The organism is Kitasatospora sp. NPDC001119 (assembly GCF_053598475.1).
The window spans coordinates 59,792-77,959 of the sequence record NZ_JBSFKI010000013.1 but is presented as its reverse complement, the minus strand read 5'-3'; the positions used below and the strand labels follow the sequence as shown (position 1 = coordinate 77,959).

18 protein-coding genes are annotated in these 18,168 nt (G+C 72.6%); 9 read left to right on the top strand and 9 right to left on the bottom strand.

Features of this window, described 5'->3' with window-relative positions; translation table 11 throughout:
* Nucleotides 1-36: 36 nt before the first annotated feature.
* From ACWDD9_RS18015 to ACWDD9_RS17995, 5 genes are all read left to right on the top strand, one after another.
* Nucleotides 37-909, top strand: coding sequence for a thioesterase II family protein (locus ACWDD9_RS18015; RefSeq protein WP_449812010.1), 873 nt, complete (start codon nt 37-39; stop codon nt 907-909).
* Nucleotides 910-922: 13 nt separating this feature from the next.
* Nucleotides 923-1,666: a tryptophan 2,3-dioxygenase family protein gene (locus ACWDD9_RS18010; protein WP_387820465.1), complete on the top strand. Its 744-nt coding sequence runs from the start codon at nt 923-925 to the stop codon at nt 1,664-1,666.
* 58 nt (nt 1,667-1,724) lie between these two features.
* The gene (locus ACWDD9_RS18005) at nt 1,725-2,336 is read left to right on the top strand and encodes a flavin reductase family protein (protein ID WP_375874554.1); all 612 of its coding nucleotides are present in this window, start codon (nt 1,725-1,727) and stop codon (nt 2,334-2,336) included.
* A 128-nt stretch (nt 2,337-2,464) separates the two neighbouring features.
* Entirely contained in the window at nt 2,465-3,127 is a 663-nt protein-coding gene (locus tag ACWDD9_RS18000; RefSeq protein ID WP_049649215.1) for a nitroreductase, read from the top strand.
* A 117-nt stretch (nt 3,128-3,244) separates the two neighbouring features.
* A complete protein-coding gene (locus tag ACWDD9_RS17995) occupies nt 3,245-4,213 on the top strand; it encodes an alpha/beta hydrolase (RefSeq protein ID WP_449812009.1) in 969 nt (322 codons plus the stop codon).
* A gap of 112 nt (nt 4,214-4,325) precedes the next feature.
* Here the strand turns inward: ACWDD9_RS17995 and ACWDD9_RS17990 are convergent, their stop codons facing one another.
* Together ACWDD9_RS17990 and ACWDD9_RS17985 are read right to left on the bottom strand one after the other, a co-directional pair.
* Nucleotides 4,326-4,466 (bottom strand): hypothetical protein, encoded by a 141-nt coding sequence (locus ACWDD9_RS17990; protein WP_449812008.1) that lies wholly within the window; start codon nt 4,464-4,466, stop codon nt 4,326-4,328.
* Entirely contained in the window at nt 4,466-5,638 is a 1,173-nt protein-coding gene (locus tag ACWDD9_RS17985) for an ATP-grasp domain-containing protein (RefSeq protein WP_375874556.1), read from the bottom strand. The genes ACWDD9_RS17990 and ACWDD9_RS17985 overlap by 1 nt, the downstream gene beginning before the upstream one ends.
* A gap of 39 nt (nt 5,639-5,677) precedes the next feature.
* On the opposite strand from ACWDD9_RS17985, the gene ACWDD9_RS17980 reads away from it, so the two are divergent.
* Nucleotides 5,678-5,824, top strand: a complete 147-nt coding sequence (locus ACWDD9_RS17980) for a hypothetical protein (RefSeq protein ID WP_449812007.1) — start codon at nt 5,678-5,680, stop codon at nt 5,822-5,824.
* Between the two features lie 45 nt (nt 5,825-5,869).
* Here ACWDD9_RS17980 and ACWDD9_RS17975 read toward each other — a convergent pair whose 3' ends face one another.
* Complete coding sequence (locus tag ACWDD9_RS17975; protein ID WP_449812006.1) at nt 5,870-6,694, bottom strand: DMT family transporter; 825 nt, start codon at nt 6,692-6,694, stop codon at nt 5,870-5,872.
* Between the two features lie 297 nt (nt 6,695-6,991).
* On the bottom strand, nt 6,992-7,588 hold the full coding sequence (locus tag ACWDD9_RS17970; RefSeq protein WP_380739600.1) for a cupin domain-containing protein: 597 nt from the start codon (nt 7,586-7,588) through the stop codon (nt 6,992-6,994).
* A 226-nt stretch (nt 7,589-7,814) separates the two neighbouring features.
* On the opposite strand from ACWDD9_RS17970, the gene ACWDD9_RS17965 reads away from it, so the two are divergent.
* Entirely contained in the window at nt 7,815-8,522 is a 708-nt protein-coding gene (locus ACWDD9_RS17965; protein ID WP_117490533.1) for a TetR/AcrR family transcriptional regulator, read from the top strand.
* Between the two features lie 86 nt (nt 8,523-8,608).
* Here the strand turns inward: ACWDD9_RS17965 and ACWDD9_RS17960 are convergent, their stop codons facing one another.
* Both ACWDD9_RS17960 and ACWDD9_RS17955 read right to left on the bottom strand, forming a co-directional pair.
* The gene (locus ACWDD9_RS17960; protein ID WP_449812005.1) at nt 8,609-10,246 is read right to left on the bottom strand and encodes an amidohydrolase; all 1,638 of its coding nucleotides are present in this window, start codon (nt 10,244-10,246) and stop codon (nt 8,609-8,611) included.
* Nucleotides 10,247-10,299: 53 nt separating this feature from the next.
* On the bottom strand, nt 10,300-11,727 hold the full coding sequence (locus tag ACWDD9_RS17955; RefSeq protein ID WP_449812004.1) for an APC family permease: 1,428 nt from the start codon (nt 11,725-11,727) through the stop codon (nt 10,300-10,302).
* Nucleotides 11,728-12,027: 300 nt separating this feature from the next.
* On the opposite strand from ACWDD9_RS17955, the gene ACWDD9_RS17950 reads away from it, so the two are divergent.
* The gene (locus ACWDD9_RS17950) at nt 12,028-12,504 is read left to right on the top strand and encodes a very short patch repair endonuclease (protein WP_049649221.1); all 477 of its coding nucleotides are present in this window, start codon (nt 12,028-12,030) and stop codon (nt 12,502-12,504) included.
* An 11-nt stretch (nt 12,505-12,515) separates the two neighbouring features.
* A complete protein-coding gene (locus tag ACWDD9_RS17945; RefSeq protein WP_449812003.1) occupies nt 12,516-13,910 on the top strand; it encodes a DNA cytosine methyltransferase in 1,395 nt (464 codons plus the stop codon).
* On the opposite strand, the gene ACWDD9_RS17940 is transcribed toward ACWDD9_RS17945, so the two are convergent.
* Genes ACWDD9_RS17940 through ACWDD9_RS17930 form a run of 3 tightly spaced genes read right to left on the bottom strand, consistent with a single transcriptional unit; the run spans nt 13,832 to nt 17,888 of the window.
* Nucleotides 13,832-14,740: a DUF6339 family protein gene (locus ACWDD9_RS17940; protein ID WP_387966965.1), complete on the bottom strand. Its 909-nt coding sequence runs from the start codon at nt 14,738-14,740 to the stop codon at nt 13,832-13,834. The genes ACWDD9_RS17945 and ACWDD9_RS17940 overlap by 79 nt on opposite strands.
* Nucleotides 14,737-15,741 carry a hypothetical protein gene (locus tag ACWDD9_RS17935; RefSeq protein ID WP_049649224.1) on the bottom strand — a complete coding sequence of 335 codons (1,005 nt, stop codon included), beginning with the start codon at nt 15,739-15,741 and terminating at the stop codon, nt 14,737-14,739. Before ACWDD9_RS17935 ends, ACWDD9_RS17940 begins: the two co-directional genes overlap by 4 nt.
* On the bottom strand, nt 15,738-17,888 hold the full coding sequence (locus tag ACWDD9_RS17930) for a helix-turn-helix transcriptional regulator (RefSeq protein ID WP_049649225.1): 2,151 nt from the start codon (nt 17,886-17,888) through the stop codon (nt 15,738-15,740). The genes ACWDD9_RS17935 and ACWDD9_RS17930 overlap by 4 nt, the downstream gene beginning before the upstream one ends.
* Between the last annotated feature and the right edge of the window lie 280 nt (nt 17,889-18,168).

The following is an 18,168-nucleotide window of genomic DNA, read 5'->3' as shown; positions in this document are numbered from 1 at the left end:
CGAAGCACCCGTACTCCGAAGCGGAGGAGTTCCGTCATGCTTCGTACCCGCCGCGACCACTGCCTTCGGACACTGGTCCGAGCGCCCGCGGCCACGGCACGGCTGGTCTGCCTCCCGCACTCCGGCGGCAGCGCGGCCGGCTACGGCCCGTGGTCCACCGCCCTCCCCCCGACCGTCGAGCTGCTGGCGGTGCAGTACCCGGGGCACGGCGACCGCTTCGGCGAACCGCCGTCCACCGACGTGCGCGCGCTGAGCGCGGAGCTGGCCTCCGAACTCCTGCGCCTGCCACCGCTGCCCACCGTGCTGTTCGGGCACAGCCTCGGGGCCCTCGTCGGCTACGAGACCGCTGTCACCCTCGGCACCCTGGGGCGCCCGCCGGCCGGCCTGCTGGCCTCCAGCTGCCCGCCGCCCGGCCGGGCCGGACGGATCCGGGCCGGCGGACTGTCCGACGAGGTCCTGTGGTCCCTGATCCGCTCCCTGGGCGGCATCGACCCGGACCTCCCCGAGGAGCCGGAGGTCGCGGAGGCCGTCCTGCCCGTCCTGCGCGCGGACCTCACCGCGCACGAGCAGTACCGGGTGGAGCCGCGGACCGCGCCGCTGGCCTGCCCGGTCCGCTGCCACCACGGCACCCTGGACCCGCTGGTCGACCGCGCCCTGGTCGCCGAGTGGGCCGCCGTCACCACCGGACCGTTCAGCCTCCTCGAACGCGAGGGCCACCACTTCCACCTGTTCCAGCACCCCGAGGGCGTCCTCGCCGACCTCGCCGCCTTCCTCGACGCGGTGACCGTCGACGCGACGGCCGCCCCGGCACCGCGCCTCCCCGCCCCGAGCACCGACGCCCCGAGCACCGCCGACCCGGGCGACTCCACCCCGGGCGACTCCACCCCGCGCCCGGCGCGGGCCCTCTGATGCGGAGCTGACCATGACCGAAGCCGTCACCGAGACGATGACCGACCTGACCTACTCCACCTACCTCCAGATGGACACCCTGCTCTCGCTCCAGCAGACCCGCTTCCCCGAGTCCACCGACCGGAGCGTCGCCCTGGCCGAGCACTTCTTCATCGTCGCCCACCAGTCCTGCGAGCTGTGGCTCAAACAGATCGTGGCCGACCTGCGGCTGGCCCGGGACCTCCTGAACGCCCCCGGCGACCCGGCCGGCGGAGCCGAGGACGGGGTCGAACTCCTCCAGCGGGCCGCCGAGTTGCTCCGCGTCCTGCACGAGCAGGTGATCGTCCTGGAACGCCTCCCGCTGCGGCACTTCGTCCGGTTCCGGCCCTACCTCGGCACCGCCAGCGGCGCCCAGTCGCAGCAGTTCCGGGTGCTCGGCCGGCTGCTGGAGGACGGCACCGAGACGAGCGAGCTGTACCGGGCCTTCCTGGCCGACGCCGACCGGCAGGGCCTGAGCGCCGCCGACGTCTGCCGCCTCGGCGTCGCCTGCGGCGGCCCGCACCGGGTCGCCGAGGCGCTGCTCGACGTGGGCAACGGCTACTGGCGCTGGAAGGTGGCCCACCTGGGCCTGGTGACCAAGATGGTCGGCGGGCAGCAGGGCACCGGCGGCACCTCCGGGGAGGACTACCTGCTGCGCCGGATCACCCTCCCCTTCCGCGACCTGCGGCAGCTGCGCGGCAACCCGCACACCGAGGTGCTCGCCACCAGCCCGGTGTAGGGCCCCTGCCCCCATCACCCGACGTCCGAAGCCTGAAGTCCGTAGGAGCGACCGAGCCATGCTGCACGTCGACGTGGCATCCATGACCGCCCGCCAGCGCCAGCGCCTGCTGCTGTGGAGCGTGGTCCCCCGGCCGATCGCCATGGTGAGCACGGTCTCCCCCGGCGGGGCCGTCAACCTGGCGCCCTTCTCGTACTACACGGCCGTGGGCTACTCCCCGATGGCGCTGCTCTTCTGCGCCAGCCGGCGGGCCGACGGCACCGAGAAGGACTCCTGCCGCAACGCCCGCCTCCCCGCCGAGGGCGGCACCGGGGAGTTCACCGTCAACGTCCTGATCGAGAAGCACGCCGAGGCCGCCACCACCACGGCGAAACCGCTCCCGTACGGCGAGTCGGAGTACGAGCTGGCCGGGCTGCGCGCCGTGCCCGGCCACGCCGTCCGCTCGCCGCGCATCGACGGCTCGCCGCTCGCCTTCGAGTGCCGCACCTCCTCGGTGGTGCCGGTCGGCGACCACTCCGTGGTCATCGGCGAGGTCGTCCACGTCGTCGCGGAGGAGGGACTGGTCGACGAGACCGGCTTCCACCTCGACCTGGACCGGCTGGGGTCGGTCGGCCGGATGGGCGCCGCCGAGTACGTCCGCACCCTGGACCGCTACGCCGTCGGCGGCTGACACCCGTCCGGCGGGACCTCGGCCCCCGGCCGTCACCTCCTCCGCGCCCGAACCGTTGCAGCAACGGGACGCCCGGCAGTGCCGGACGCGGCCCCGGAACGGTCGGGCGAGGTGTGAGGACGCGGCTGGTGGACGTCTACGAGGCTGTCGAGACCCGTCGGGCGGTGCGGGGGTTCACCGACCAACCGGTACCGAGGGAGGTGCTCGAACGGGTGCTCGCGGCCGCGTCCCGCGCCCCCTCCGGCGCCAACCTCCAGCCCTGGCACACCTACCTGGTCACCGGGGAGCGGCTGGAACGGCTCAAGCGGCTCGCCGTCGCCCGCGCCTCCTCCGGCGACCAGGGCGACGACCCCGAGTTCGAGATGTACCCGCCCGAACTCAAGTCCCCCTACCAGGAACGGCGCCGGGAGGCCGCCGAACAGCGCTACCGCGCCTTCGGCATCCCCCGCGAGGACCGGGACGCCCGGCAGCGGGCCGTCGTCCGGAACTGGGACTGCTTCGGCGCGCCCACCGCGCTGTTCAGCTACATCGACCGGTCGATGGGCCCGGCCCAGTGGGCCGACCTCGGGATGTACCTGCAGACCGTCATGCTGCTGCTGCGCGCCGAAGGGCTGCACAGCTGCCCGCAGATGGCCTGGTCCGTCTACCACCGCACCGTCGCGGACGTCCTGTCGCCGCCCGCCTCCCTCGTGCTCTTCTGCGGCCTCTCCGTGGGCCACCCCGACCCGGCCGCCCCCCGCTACCGGGTGGGCCGGGCGCCACTGGACCAGACGGTCACCATCCTCGACTGACCGCTCCCGACACCGCCTTGCCCCTTCACCTCCTTGCCCGTTCACCTCCTTGCCCCTTCACCGTCCGACGGCTCCATGTCCGACGGCTCCACCGACGTACCGCGGAGGCGACCTCCCGTGCCCGAGAGCCCGGCCCCGACGCTCATACCCGGCCGCGCCCCCGTCCCCGTCTACCGGGGCATGGACCGCGCGGCCCTCGACCGCCAGTACACCCCCAGCCACCGCGTCCCCGACCTCCGGGCCTACCTGGACCGCTACGCACGGGACAGCGCGAACGCCCGCCGCCGCCACCCCGTCCTCACCGGCCTCCCGTACGGCCCGCACCCGGCCGAGACCCTCGACTACTTCCCCGCCCCCGACGGCCCCGCCGGCCCTGACGGCCCGCCCCCGCTCCTGGTCTTCGTCCACGGCGGCAACTGGCAGGAACTGTCCAAGGACGACTCCGCCTTCCCCGCCCCGCCGCTGCTCCGGGCCGGCGCCGCCGTCGCGGTCGTCGGCTACGGCCTGGCCCCCGCCACCCGGCTGGACGACATGGTCGCCATGGTCCGGCGCGCCGTCCACTGGCTCCACCGCCACGCCGACGCCCTCGGCTTCGCCCCCGGCCGCCTCCACCTGGCCGGCCACTCCGCCGGCGCCCACCTCGCCGCCATGGCCCTCCTCCCCCGCGTCCCCGGCACCCCCCACCACGGGCCCGACGTCTCCGCCGCGATCGCCGGCGCCACCCTGCTGAGCGGCATGTACGACCTGGAACCCGTCCGCCTCTGCTACGTCAACGACGCGCTCGCCCTCGACCCGGCCGCCGCCCACCGCAACAGCCCACTGCACCACCTCCCGCCGCGCCTGCCCCCCGTCGTCCTCGCCCGCGGCGCCGACGAGACCGCCGAGTACGCCCGCCAACACGCCCTGATGGCCGCCGCCCTACGCCGCCGCGCCCCCCTCACCGACCTCGTCGCCCCCGCCCACAACCACTTCTCCCTCCCCTACGCACTCGCCGCCCCCGGCTCCCCCCTCGGCACCACCGTCCTGACCGCACTCGCCCGCGGCGGGCCCCGAAGCGTTCCGGCCGGCCGTTCCAGTCGGGAGTGAAACCGCAGGCCGGAGGGGGTGGAACCGTTCCAGCGTCCCGACTCGGACGGCTGGCCCGGCGGACCGGTCGGACGCCGGACCAGAGTGCTGACCAGCGGTCGGCGCCGCACCGTCAGACCAGCCCGCCCGCCGAACGCAGGGCAGCCGGCGCGGTGTTGACCGCCTCCGTGGAGTGCTCCTCGCCGGTCAACCGCTGGTGGTGGCCCGGCCCGCCCGGGTCGCTCTTCGCGTTGACCAGGATCCTGTACGGCATCAGCACTCCTCCAGGTTCGCCATCAGCCAGGCCTCGGCCCGCAACAACCGTTCCTCGACCTGCTCCGCGTCGGCACCGGCGACGATCACGAAGCACAGGTGCGAGGCGCTGTAGAGGGTGACCGCCCCGGGCTCCAGTTCCTCGTTCACCTGGTAGTGCCGCACCCACGGGAACGGCGGCCGCCCCGGCGCACGTACCGGCCGCCCCTGCGGCAGGACGGACACCGAGCCGTGCACCTCGGTCGGCGGCGCGGCCGGCGGCGGCTGGACGGGCAGCCCGGCGGACTGGCGCAGCACCGAGGTGTGCAGGTCCACCCCGTAGGTGGCCCGGGTGAGCCACGGAATGCGGTCGCCGCCGACCCGCGAGGCGATCTCGCACATCACCAGCTCGTCGTCCGGTGTGTGGAACACCTCCAGGTGGTAGGCGCTGACCGGCGGGACGTCGAAGGCGGACAGCGTCCGGTCGAGGAACTCCTCCAGCCGCCGGGCCATCCCGCTCTCCGGGTGCAGCTGGACCGAGCCGTTGTTCTGCCCGGTGAAGACCCCGAGGCAGCTGCGCAGGTAGCGGGAGGAGGCGACGAAGCGGTAGCCGTCGCCGAGCACCGCGTCGACGTGGTACATCGGGCCGTCGACGAACTCCTCGGCCATCAGGTCCTCGCGCCAGCGCCGCCGGGCGAAGGCGAGCAGTTCCTCGTCCCCGTGCAGCACCGCGATGTCCCGCGAGCCGCCCTGGCTGACCGGTTTGACGACCACGGGGTAGCCGACCGCCTCGATGAAGCCGGTGAGGTCGACGACCGTGTCGAGCCGGGCCCAGCGGGCGGTCGGCACGGCCCGGCCGGCGACCTCCTTCATCACCGCCTTGTCGCGGAACGACCGGGCGCTGTCCGGGGTCTGGCCGCCCAGGCCGAAGTCCGCGCGCATCCGGGCGGCCCGTTCCAGGTCGTACTCGTTGTCGGTGATGATGTGGGTGAACGGCCGTTGCCGGTGCAGCCGGCGGATCGCCAGCTCCGCGTAGGGGACGGCGTCGGAGTCCGGGACGTACTCGTAACGGGCCAGCCGCTCGGTGTTCTTGAGCTCGTTCTGGCTGAACACCTGCAGCTTGTCGGCGAGTTCGGGGAACATCCCGGGGTAGTCGTGGCCCTGGCCGTAGTTGAGCACGGCGACGTTGGTCATGATGGGTCGGCCTCACAGTGGACGTGCGGTGCGGAAGGGGTGTCGATCGGTGCGCCGGTGGGGGTCGGCGCGGGCGGTGCGCGGGGCCACCGGAGCGAACACCGGTGCGGCGACTGCGCCGACGACATCGAGGACCTGATCGCCGACCACCGGGAGACGGTCCAGCGGGCGGCGGCCGGGGCCTGAGGGAGGCGCGGGAGGGCCGGGTCGAGCGCCCGGCCCTCCCGCCGTTCAGCGGTGGACACGGTTCGCCAGGACGGTGCCGGCCGAGGCGAGGACCAGCCCGGCCAGGGTCAGCACGCCGAGCGGCTGGTCGAGCAGCACCGCGGCGAAGGCGGCGGTGCACATCGGGACCAGGTAGAACAGGCTGCTGACCTGGCTCGTGCCGTGCCGCCGCAGCAGGTGGTAGAGCAGGCCCACGCCGACGATCGAGTTGATCAGCGCCGTCCACAGCAGCACCGGCCAGTACGAGGCGGTGAACTCCACGGACCAGCCCTCGACCAGCAGCGCGGGAACCAGCGCCGCCGCCGCGGCGGCCAGCAGCTGCACCGCGTTGCCGCCCACCGGCTCCATCCGCGCGCAGTGGCGCTTCTGGTGGACGGTGCCGTACGAGATGCCGAGCAGGCCCAGCAGCAGGAAGCCGAGGCCCAGCAGGTAGCCGTCGGACAGGTCGATCCGGTCGGCGACGGCCAGCGCGACGCCGCCCAGCCCGAGCACCAGGCCCAGGCACTGGCCGCGGGTGACCCGCTCACCGAGCACCGGCACCGCCAGCAGCGATGTGGTCAGCGGGTAGAGCGCGATGACCAGCGCGGCGAGCCCGGAGGACACCCCGAGCTTCATGCCCATGTAGATGCTGGAGAACTGCACGCCCTGGACGAGCACACCCGCCACCGCCAGGTGCAGCAGCAGGCGCCCGCGGGGCAGGCGCTCCCGGCGGATTCCGGCGATCGCCAGCAGTACCAGCCCGGCGATCGCGAACCGTAAGGTCGCGAAGGTGTACGGCGCGGCGTGCCGCAGGCCGAGCTTGCCGGAGATGAATCCGGAGCTCCAGACCACCACGAGCGCCACACGCGGGGCCGCGCCGGTCCCCCGGCCCCGCCGCTCGTCGGTCCCCACGGGCGGGCCTGCGTCCGGGACGGCTTCGCGCGCGGCGCCCTCGAGCGGCGGGTCGGCATCGTCATCTCCGAGCTCCTCTGGATCTCCTCGATTGTTCGATATAGAGCACCGTAGAGCAGAATATCGCTCACGTCGAGACGGGCAGGCCCTGCGGCGACATCCCGGGACCGAAACGCCGACTGCCCCACGGGCCGCTGTCCGTGGGGCAGTTGGCGAGCAGGCGGCGACGCCCGGAAGTCAGTAGAGGCTGGAGAAGAGGACCCCCACCAGCTGGGCCGGCTCGTCCGTCTCGTTGCGGAAGCTGTGCGGATGGCCGGCCGAGAACTGGATGCTGTCGCCCGCTCCCAGCACGTGGTCCACCCCGTTGTAACGGACCACCAGCTCACCCCGGGTGACGGTGATCAGATCGGACCCCTCGTGCTGGAGGTCCTCGCCGAGACCGCTGTGCGGCGCGAAGTCACCGGTGACCACCTGGTAGCCGAGCTCCGGGGAGCGCACCACCCGGTAGACCACCCCCGGGGCCCGCTGGAGCTCCTCCTGCCCCTCCCGGGGGAACAGCGCGGGGGTCGCCCGCCCCCGGGAGAAGCCCAGGAAGGAACCGACGTCGTGGCCGAACACCCGGGCGAGCCGGCCGAGCCGCTCCAGCGCGATGTCGGTCTCCCCGCGCTCCAGCGAAGCCAGGAAGGAGACCGACAGCCCGCACTCGGCGGCCACCTGCCGCAGCGACATGCCGCGCTGGGTGCGCAGCCGCTGCAGCACCTCGCCGGGGCGCGGGAAGCCCAGCTCCGGATCGCGGGGTCCGGGAGCGCCGGTGGAGGGTGCCGAATCAGCCATGATCGCATCCTAGGCGCCGCAGACCTGCCCACCAATGCCCGTACGCGCCGCTCCCGGCCCTCGTCCGACGCGGCCCCGGAACCCGCCCCCCACGCCTCCCGCGCCTCCCCCGCCGTCCGCGGCTTCGGCGCCCGGGCGGCCGCGTGCCGCACCGTCTCCTGCTGAGGCCGGGCTTCCGCTCCCGACCCCTGGTTTGTGTCAGCATCCTTGACATAACCTCGGGCGCATGACCGACCGCGTAGTCCCCGAGCCGCAACGGCGGCGGCGGCGCCCCACCAAGCAGGGTGTGGTGCTGTCCGCCGAGCTGATCGTCGACACCGCGATCCGGCTGATCGGCCGGCACGGCGCCGAGGCGCTCACGGTGCGGCGGCTGGGCGCCGCGCTCGGGGCCGACCCGAGCGCGGTCTACCGCTACTTCCACAGCACCGACGACCTGCTGCTCGCCGTCGCCGACGAGCTGATCGGCCGGGCCCAGCACGACTGGCGGCCCACCGGCGACTGGCGCGCCGACCTGCGTGCCATCGGCCTGCGCATCCACGCCAGCTACCTGGCCCACCCGCAGGCCGCCATCCTCGCCGCCCACCGCACCACCGGCCGCGCCCACGAGATCGCCGCCGTCGAGGCGATCCTCGGCGTCCTGCGCACGGCGGGCTTCCCGGACCCGGAGGCCGTCCGGATCTACCACGCCTTCGTCGACCAGAGCCTCGGCTTCGCCGCCCTGGACGCCGCCACCCTCGCCCTGCCGTCCGCCGCCCAGAACGCCGACCTCGAGGTCTGGCAGGCCTCCTACGCCCGGCTCGACGCCGCCGAGCACCCCCACATCGCGGCCACCGCCCACCTGCTCACCGCCGACATGCGCCGCAGCGGCTACCCGTACGCCCTGGACCTGCTGCTGGACGCCGCCGAGGCCCGGCTGCGGGCGGCCGGGGGCTGAACCACCGATCCGGGGAACGCGAGGGCCGCCGGTGGTGGGCCCCCGTGCGCCCACCACCGGCGGCCTTCGTCCGGCCCCTGCCGCGGTCAGTCCGCCGCGTGCACCAGCTCCCCGCCGACGTAGGTGCGCTCCACCCGGGCCTGCGCGATCTCCTCCGGCGGCCCGGTGAGGATGTCCCGGTCGAGCACCACCAGGTCCGCGAGCCGCCCAACGGCCAGCACCCCGGCGTCGTCGTGCCCGTTGAGGTACGCGCTGCCGGCCGTGTACGCGGCGATGGCCGAGCCCAGGTCGAGCCGCTGCTCGGGCAGGAAGACCCGCCCGTCGGTGGCCTCCGGCTCCATCCGGTTGACCGCCACGTGCAGCCCCGCCAGTGGGTCCGGGCTGCTCACCGGCCAGTCGCTGCCCGCCGCGAGGGTGGCGCCGGCCCGCTGGAGGGAGCCGAACGGGTACTGCCAGGCGGCCCGCTCCGGCCCGAGGAACGGGATGGTCAGCTCGTCCATCTGCGGCTCGTGCGCGGCCCAGAGCGGCTGGATGTTGGCGACGGCGCCGAGCCGGGCGAAGCGCGGGAGGTCGTCCGGGTGGACCACCTGGAGGTGGGCGAGGTGGTGCCGGGCGCCGCGCCGCCCGTTGGCGGTGCGGGCGGCTTCGATCGCGTCCAGCGCCTCGCGCACGGCCCGGTCGCCGAGCGCGTGGAAGTGCACCTGGAAGTCGAGCGCGTCCAGTGCGGTGACGTACCCGCGCAGGGCCTCCGGGTCGACGAAGCTGAGGCCTGAGTTGGCGGTGGCGCAGCCGCAGCCGTCCAGGTACGGGCTGGTCATCGCGGCGGTGAAGTTCTCCGCGATGCCGTCCTGCATGATCTTCACCGAGCCGGCCCGGAACCGTCCGTGGGCCAGTTCCCCGCGCCGCCGCACCAGGTCGGGGATCTGGTCGGCGCCGCGGTCCCGGTCCCACCAGAGCGCGCCGGTCACCCGGGCGGTGAGCGCGCCGGAGCGGGCGGCGGCCAGGTAGGCGTCGGACGGGTCCGGCTGGCCGTTGAACTCGCCGAGCAGCGCGTCCTGCCAGCCGGTGATGCCGAGCGAGTGCAGCAGCCGCTGGGCGCGCAGCAGTCCGGACAGCCGGTCGGCGGCGGTGGCGGGCGGCAGCAGCCGGGCGACCAGGGCGGTGGCGCCCTCCTGGAGGGTGCCACCGGGGGTGCCGTCGGCCTCGCGCTCGATCCGCCCGTCGGCCGGGTCGGGGGTGTCGGCGGTGAGCCCGGCGAGTTCCAGCGCCCGGGTGTTGGCCCAGGCGCCGTGGTGGTCCCGGTTGGTGAGGTACACCGGCCGGTCGGGGACGACGGAGTCGAGCAGCTGCCGGGTGGGCAGGCCGCCTTCGAAGCTCTCCATCGACCACCCGCTGCCGGTGATCCACTCCTGGTCCGGGTGGGCCTCGGCGTACGCCCGGATCCGCTCCAGGTAGTCGGCGACGCCGACCGTCCCGGTGAGGTCGCAGGAGGCCAGCTCGGCGCCGCCGAACACGGCGTGGATGTGCGCGTCCTGGAAGCCGGGCAGCAGCAGCTTGCCGGTGAGGTCGACGACCTCGGTCCGCGGCCCGATCAGCTCCCGGACCTCGTCGTGCCCGACGGCGGCGATCCGCTCGCCGACGACCGCCAGCCCGCTCGCCCGGGTGCGGGCCGCGTCGCCGGTGTGGACGGGGCCGTGGGTGAAGACCAGATCGGCCTGGGTCATGGGTGGTGCTCCGTTCTCGCGTGGTCGTGCCTGGTCGTACGTCGTACGGGCGGCTACCCGGCCGCCGTGTCCTCCCGCAGGAAGTACGGCGAGCGCCGCCGCCAGCGGGCCCAGGCCGCCGCCGGCAGCCCGCTGACGATCATCATGATCACCACGGACAGCTCGAACCAACCGTTGTCGGCGGCGAGTTCGAAGTGGTCCGTGGAGTCGTAGAAGGTCCAGGCGAGGTAGCCGCCGACGGCGAGCAGCGCCGCCGCGCCCAGCAGCGGCCCGACCACCGCGCGCAGCCCCTCCAGCGGGGCGGTGCGCAGCAGGTGGCGGAACCGGACGGCGGCCGCGACGGCGGTCAGCGCGTAGTAGAGGGCGACGACGATGCCGATCGCGTTGACCGCGGCCGAGATCAGGTCGTTGACGGTCGGGATGGCGATGGAGGCCAGCGCCAGGGCGACGGCGACGCCGGTGATCAGCAGGGTGCCGACGGCGGGCGTGGCGTGCCGGGGGTGCAGGCGGGTCCAGACCGGGCCGAGCACCCGGTCGCGCCCCATCGCGTACATCCCGCGCGCGGTCGGGATCACCGAGGACTGCAGCGAGGCCACCGCGGAGAACATCAGCGCGATCAACGGCAGTGCGGCCAGCGGCTGTTCGGCCAGCTTCGTGCCGAAGTAGGTCAGCCCGTGGGCGCCGTTGTCGGCCAGCTCGTCGATCGGCAGGACCCGCTGGAAGGCGGTGCCGGCGAGCAGGAACAGCGCCAGCATCACCACCAGGGCCAGCAGGCCGCCCCGGGAGGCGTCCCGCGGGTCGCGCACCTCCTCGCCGACGCTGAACACCGACTCGAAGCCCCAGTAGCAGAACACCGCCAGCACCATGCCCTGGGCGACGGCGTCGAAGGAGGGGATGTCGAAGGGGTTGAACCACTGGAGCGAGAACGGCTGGTCGCCGGCGAACAGCCCGTAGCCGCAGAAGCCGAGCAGGACGGCGTACTCGAAGACCAGCAGCGCCTTCTGCAGCCGGGCCGCCAGGTCCAGTCCGCGCACCGCGACCAGCGCGGCGCCCACCAGCACCACCAGGCCGATCAGGGTGCACTGGACGGTGGAGTCGGCGTCGAGCCGCAGCCCGGCCACGCTGCGGACGTGGGCCTGGTCGAGCAGCTGGACGATCGAGGAGCCGGTGACGGTCGTGGTGTACGCCATGAAGACGACGGTCCCCACGGTGTTCACCCACCCGGTGAGGAAGCCCAGCCACGGGCTGAGGGTGCGCCCGACCCACCGGTAGCTGCTGCCCGCGTCCGGCTCGACGGCGTTCAGCCGCCCGTACCCGCCGGCGATGGCGAGCACCGGCAGGAAGGCCAGCAGCATGATCGCCGGAAGGTGCAGGCCGACCACCCCGGCCATCAGGCCCAGGCCGATCCCGATGCTGCTGGTGGCGGCCGTGCTGGAGGCGGCGATCGCCGCCCCGTCCAGCAGGCCGAGCGACTTGTGCATCGCGACGTGCGTTCCTGCCGCGTCCGCTCTCGGACCGCCGCCCGTGTCCTTCACCGTCGATGCCAACGGATCACCGCCTTGGTCGTGGGGTGCGCGTGTGGGGGAAGCTCCCGTACCGGTCGTGGGGGGTGACGCGGGCCGGAAGTGCGAGCCATGAAACCGGCGGCGCCGCCACACGTCAATGCCGTTGTCATAAGGCGGCGCGCACCACCGAAAGCGCCACCGCCGGCCCCGTGGCGGGTCCGGCGGTGGTCATGCTCCGCTCGACGCGTTGTCGGTGTCCGGAGCCAGAATGGGATCATGCCCTCCCTGGAGACCACTCCGAAGATCCGCGCCCGGATGAGCAAGCAGCGCAGTCACGACACCGGTATCGAGGTCACCCTCCGCAGGACCCTGCACGCCGCGGGGCTCCGCTACCGTGTCCACCGCAAACCGCTCAAGGGCGTACGCCGTGAGGCCGATGTGCTCTTCGGCCCCGCGCGCGTCGCGGTCTTCGTCGATGGCTGCTTCTGGCACGGCTGCCCCGAGCACGCGACATGGCCGAAGAACAACGCCGACTTCTGGCGCGAGAAGATCGAGAAGAACCGCTCTCGGGACGTCGACACGGACGCCCGCCTCGCCGAGGCCGGCTGGCTGTCCGTCCGCGTCTGGGAACACGAGAACGCCGCCGAGGCCGCCGAGCGGATCGTAGCTCTGGTGCACGAACGGCGGGCGGGCAGCGTGCGGAAGACGGCACCGGGGCCGACCGAGTACATCACACCGCCCGCCGCCGGCTAGACTCTGGCCACATGACCAGCTCGGACGCATCCGCTTCATTTCTCGCGAAACCATATGTTCTGGACCTTTTCGCCGGTCCGGGCGGTCTCGACGTGGCCGCACACCTGCTCGGTGTGCGTTCCCTCGGCATCGAGTGGGACAAGGACGCCTGTGAGACGCGTTACGCGGCCGGCCTCGAGACGTTGCACGCGGATGTCAGCCAGGTCCGGCGGGAGCGGTTCCAGGACTTGCCCAAGGAGCTGAACGTGCTCGCGGGTGGCCCGCCTTGCCAGACGTACTCGGTCGCCGGCAACGGCGCCGGGCGCGAGGCCCTGGCCAAGGTCGAGGAGGTCATCCACGCGCTGCTGGACCGGGTGTCCGACGAGGAGATCGACAGGCGCTTGGCGGAGCTGGGCGACGACAACAGGACTGCCCTGGTCCTGGAACCCCTTCGATACGCGATCAAGGCCCTCTACTGCCGGAACCGTGAGGGACGGCCGTTCGACGTGATCGTCCTGGAACAGGTCCCGCAGGTCAAGGCCCTGTGGCAGGCCTACAAGAAGGTGCTGGAAGCAGGCCTGCCCGGTCCGGACGGGACGGAGGTGAAGTACCAGGTCGCGGAGATCGCGACGCTTCGCACCGAGGAGTACGGCGTCCCTCAGACCCGCCGTCGCACGATCCTCGTCGCCAGGCTGGCCGCGCACGGCTCCCCACGACTCCCCCGTCCGACTCACCATGCGTACAACCCGCACAACCCGATCCAGGGAGGGCCCCAGGACGAGAAGGCAGTCGCCGGAGAGAAGCAGATCGCGCTTCCGGTGGCGGGAGGCGAGCCGCCGCTCAGGCCTTGGGTTCCCATGTGGGACGTCCTGCGGGCGACAGAACGGATGCCCGAGGGCCGGAAGACGCCTTTCGAGATCAAGTCCAACTACGGCACCGGAGGCGATCCCGAGAAGCGCGGCATCCGCACGTACCGGCAGCCCTCGTTCACGGTCACCGGCAAAGCCTCCCGCAACGTCGTCCAGACTCCGGGCGGTCGCGCCCCTCACGACCCGGATCGGATGACCATCCGGGAGGCCGGCATCCTCCAGACCTTCCCGCCCAACTACCCCTGGGACGGCGGAGACCAGTCCCAGCAGGTGGGCAATGCCGTGCCGCCGCTGTTCGGCATGCACGTGCTGGCGGCGGCACTGGGAATTCCGCATTTTCAGGAGGAGAAGGTACTGGCGGACTGGGAAGTCGCCTCCGTCGAGGACCGCATCACCCTGCGCAAGTCGGGCTGCGACGACCCGGACGGAAAGGGATGCGGTCCCGACTGCCCGAAGAAGATCAGGCCGACGTCCAAGCGTCAGGCATCCGCATCGACCTCCGCCGCTGCCACGTCCCGCCCCCGGACCGGTGCGTCCGCGAAGAGGTCGGCGAAGTAGTCCACCAACACGCTCACGGACAGCTCCGGCGCGGGTTCCTCAGCGGGGCCCGCCGGGAGCGCGTTCCGTGACACCTGGCGGGCGGTCTCGGCCTCGTCGATCCAGTCCAGCAACGGGCGAGGGTCGCGATCGGGGTGGTCGGGTGCGATCACGTCGTACATCAGGGTCGCCGCGGAGGCGTTGACGGCCCCGGCCAGGGCGTTCGCCTCGCGCCCACCGGTGACCGTTCCCTTCGCGACCAGCCGCGCGATCGCCTGCGCGGTCGGCCGGTGATTGATCACGGACATCCGTAGCGCCGTGTTCAGGATGTCCTGGTTGCCGCAGGCCGCGACCACGGGGGCGTAGTCCGCCCCGTCGCGGAAGAGTTCGGCCGCCCACCACAGCCGGGAGAAGGCCTGCTTGTGGTACGTCCCGCGAAAGCGGTCGGACGCCACCTTGGCCGGCTTGCCGTCCTTGGGTTCCGCCAGGTGCCGCCAGACCACGTAGTCCGGGGCGACGCCGAGGGCGAGGTAGTTCCAGAAGCCGGGGTCGGCCGCCTCGCGGCGGGTGAGTCGGAGCACGGCGTGGAGGCGGGGAGCCAGCCAGGCGTCGGCCTGGGTGACCTTGAGCCCGCCGGCCCGGCAGTAGGCCATGGCGTCATCGACCAGGTCGCGGACGGGTTGCAGTTCGCCGCGTCGGTCGGCGTGCGGGAGCGGTTCGGTGACCTGGTTGAGCTTGATGCTCGGCACGCTCTCACGACCGGTGAGCAGGCCCTCGGTGACGAACTCCGTCGCCTCGGCGCCGGGCAGCAGGGCGAGCCGCCCCGGGAGGTGGTCGGGCCGGTCGGTCATGCGTCGTCCCCCTGCGTGAGGCGTTCCAGGTCGTGGATGGTGGCGGAGAGCGTCCGGGGGACGCCTGCCCGCCGGGAGGCGGCGTAGTGGATCCGGGATTGGAGTTCCCCCCAACCGGCGGCGGTCGCCCCGGTGCGAGCCCTGTGGACCGCCCGCAGGGCGGCCTCCGGCTCACGGTCGGCGTACACGTCCGGGAGCATCTCCCGGAGCACCTCGCCCTGCCAGCCGTGCGGGAAGACCGGGGTGCCGTCCTCCTCGACCTCCAGGTCGCCGACGGCGGAGTGGAAGACCGCCGTCCAGACCTCGGAGCACATCTGGGCGAGCAGGAGCTCCCGGACGGTCTTCTCCGGGCCGCTTCCGCCGTCGGCGCCGATCAGGTCGCCGAGCCCGTCGAAGTCGGAGTTGACGCGCACGAGCGGGATGCGGCCGGTGGTGTCGACCAGCCACGGCGAGTCCTTGAACTGCTGGAGCCGACTCGCTCCGGACCCGAACTTGAGCATCTTGACGTCGAGTTCACGGGCGAGCGACGGAACGGCCTCGATCACGTCGACGAACCACTCCACGTCGGAGGTGGCGATCACCCGGCCGGGCACGCCGTCCACGGTGGCCACCACGTGCACAGTGAGCGAGGAACGATCGAGGAGGTCGCACCGGTACAGGTAGAGCTCGGCCGTCCGCGCGCGACCGTCCTCGGAGACCGGGGAGAACTCCGTCGTCGTACGGGTGTTGGTGGCACGCTCGGCGAGAACCGCGACGACCTTGACGTTCTGCCAGGGCCCGGACGGGTCCACGGCCTTCGCCGGGAGTTCGACGGACAGGCGGAGCCGGGCCTGGGTCCAGTCGGGGCGGTCCTCGTCCGGCCCGAGGGCGACGACGCGTTCGATGGTGGAGAGGTACTTGCTCTCCAGATCCTCCCAGGGCTCGCCCTCGGCCTTGAGCTGGGCGCTGTCGACGCGCCAGGACACGGTTCCGGTGAATCGTCGGTAGGGGTAGACCTTCACGCCTGCTCCTCCTTTCCGCTGCGGAGTTCGACGACGAGTCCGGTGAGTTGGGCCCGGACCGGGTGGCGGGAGACGTCGGTGACGCCTCGGAAAACGGCCTTGCGGCTGCCCGGTGACAGGTGCAGGGATCCGTCGACCACCTCGCAGCCGGTGACGGCGACGAGCTCCTTCCACGGCGCGGCCGGCCGCGGGCCGGAGCGCACGTCGAACTTGGCGACCGGCGTGACCGGACGGCCCGAATCCGCTCCGGACGGGATCCGGAGGTCCACGGTGACCGACCAGGCCCCCGTCTCGTCGATCACCGCATCCACGTTGTCCAGTTCGGGCAGGGCCGCGGCGGCCGCCTGACGCGGCCGCTTCTTCGTCGCGCCGCCGACCTTGAGCCGACCGGCGATCTTGGCTTCTCCCCCGTTGCGGCGCTTGGCCTTGGGAATGGCGACGAGGTCACGCACGGCGGCGTTCACCTCGGTGGTCAGGTTGTTGATGCGCCGGTAGGCGGAGGGGGAGTAGGAGAGCCGCAGCTCCTCCGTCTGCCCCCACTTGTTGTGCTCCGGCGGCTCGGAGGCCCGGAGGAACTCCTCGGCAGCCTCGGCGCCGAGCGCGTCCGGGCCCGCCGCGCGGCCGGTGAGGAGGACGGCCTGAAAAGGGTTGGTGCCGATCGGCATATTGGGAACGGCACTGTCCTTGACCGTCATACGGTTGCCCCGCATGGAGACCACGCGGTTGGAGCGACCGTCGGCGTCCTCGGCGTCGGTGACCAGGACCACGGCCTCGTGCGGCACGAAACCATGTGCCGGGCCGCCGCCGTGGAGCGGAACCTTGAGCGTCACGGTGGCCCGGGCGACCTGACCGCGTCCGGTGAGACGGTCGACGGTGGCGCCCTCCAGGAAGGCCCGCAGCGCACGGGTCCGGGCGGGCTGGGCCGCGGCCGGGTCCACGTGCTCCTCTCGAATGAGTTCTTCGCCGTTGCGATAGGTACGGACGGACGCCTCCAGGTGCGGCCTGTGCTCACCGCCGCCGGTCATCGCGGCCCAGAAGTTGCGACCGAGCGCGTCGACCAGTCGGGCGTGCATGCGGTGGATGGAGTCGTCGTCCTCGGTGGTCTCCTCCTCGTCCACGGCACCGTTGACGGCCGAAAGGCTGGCCACGTCGTGGGCGCCGACGATGAGGAACGACGTGCCGGGGGCCCCGCTCTCACGGGTGAGATGGAGATTCTCCACGGTCTCTTCGTCCGCCCACCAGGAACGGACCACTTCCGCGGCCCCGTTGACCGGGTCGGCACGTCCGAACCAGGCCGGGCCGGCGCACGCCCGACCGTCGACCTCGCGCCAGGGCAGGTCGAGTCGGCCGATGAGCCGTCGCTCGGTGCGCCCCTCGTGTGGTTCGGAGAGGGTCGAGTTGATCAGCACCAGGCCGAGTCGGCTGGTCGCCCACAGTGTGGCCTTGCCCAGACCGTAGGAACCACCTGCGCCGAGATCCCGTTTGTGGCTGTCGAGTTGACGACGGACCACGGCGGCGAAGAGCCCGTCCGCGTAGTCATCACCGGTCAGGCCGGTGGCGTTGTAGTCGTCGACCCGGAGCAGCACCAGGCGGTCGTTCTGGTACATGTCGCGCAGCCCGGCCGCGATCGTGCGCGACACCTTGCTCTGCTTCCCGCCGTCGGCGGTGAGCGCCTCGTAGTGCGGAGACAGGCGATCCCATCGGATGGCCTCGCGGAACCGGGCGAGAGTCTCCCCGGTGAGCTCGTGCAGGGTGTAGCGTACGCGGACCGGCTCGGCCGGATCGAGGCGGGCGTCGAGACTGTTCTGGGTGGCTTCGCGGGCGAGTACCGATACATCCGCCTCGAAGGCGAAGGCGGCGGCGTTGCCGTACTCCCGGCCGCCGTCGGGGTGGGCCGGCCGGTGGTACCAGTCGACGGGCAGACCGAGTTGGGCGTCGGCGCTGCGGGTGTGGATGGTCTCCAGGTCGGTGTTGAGCACTTCGGCGATGCGCCGGACGGTGTCGTCCCGGGGCACGGAGCGTCCCACGATCCAAGCCGAGACGGCGGCCCGGGTCACTTCCAGGTCGATCGCCAGATCGGTCTGGCTCTTCCCTGCATTCCTGAGCTGGCGCGCCAGCCAGGGGCCGAACTCCTCAGCCGCCTTCACGTCCCACCTGCTTCCGCATGGCCTGTTTCACGAGGTGAGAGCCACGATAGCACGCACGGTTGACAGGGTCACCATCTTGTCAACAAACCCTTGACAGGCGCCGGCTTCAATGCGGGAAGGCATTGGACGCAATCGAGAAAAAGGAATCGAGAGCCCTCGCCCTCTTGTCCGAATTAACCCGATGGCCCCTTATGACCACAGTTGCAGGACGCCGGAGCCGCGGGTAAGGTCGTTGCCAATTCCACGGCAGGAGCCGCGGAAGGAAGCCCTGGCACGGGGT